Source organism: Streptomyces phaeochromogenes (genome assembly GCF_001418655.1).
GTDB lineage: Bacteria > Actinomycetota > Actinomycetes > Streptomycetales > Streptomycetaceae > Streptomyces > Streptomyces phaeochromogenes.
In genome coordinates this window covers 7,608-8,242 of the sequence record NZ_LIQZ01000628.1, presented here as the reverse complement: position 1 = coordinate 8,242, position 635 = coordinate 7,608, and the positions used below count along the sequence as shown (strand labels likewise).

Here is a 635-nt window from a genome sequence, read left to right as displayed (position 1 = left end):
CCCCGGCCCCCTGATCCCCTCCCGGGATTCCTATCCCGCGGCCTCCAGCAACGCCGTCACGCTCTCCCGGGCGCGCGCGACCCTCGACCGTACGGTCCCGACCGGGCAGCCCACCGCCGACGCGGCGTCCGCGTACGGCAGGCCCGCCAGCTGCGTCAGGACGAACGCCTCGCGCCGTGGCGCGTCCAGGGTCTCCAGGAGGTCGAGGAGAGCCACGCCCTCGTCGAAGCCGGGCAGCCCGCGCGGCTGTGCGCGCTCGGCGGCCGTCTGCCAGTCACCGGTGTCGGACAGTCGCGGCCGGGCCGCCGCCGTGCGGAACCGGTCGGCCACCGTGCGGCGGGCGATCGTCAGCAGCCAACTGCGGGCGCTGGAGCGGGCGGAGAACCCCGGCAGGGCGGTCAGCGCCCGGAGGAACGTTTCCTGGGTGAGGTCGTCGGCGCCGTGCACATCGCCGCTGAGGTGGGCCACNNGGGCCCAGCGGGTGATCCGTTCGTCGTCGTGTGCCTGAAGCAGGGCAGAAGCCATCGCAAGTGGTCCTTCGGTGAAGGGAAGCGCGGAGTGAGGAGTGCGGCGTACGGCCACGGCCCGCGCGACCCGGAGATGCGCGCGTGAGGCACGCGCGCGTGGGCCTCGCA

Annotated in this window: 1 pseudogene; it reads right to left on the bottom strand. The window is 74.9% G+C overall.

Going from position 1 to position 635, the window contains the following annotated elements:
- Positions 1 to 30 precede the first annotated feature (30 nt).
- Positions 31 to 468: pseudogene (locus tag AOK17_RS46910) on the bottom strand (sigma-70 family RNA polymerase sigma factor); the annotation flags it as partial.
- Positions 469 to 635 lie beyond the last annotated feature (167 nt).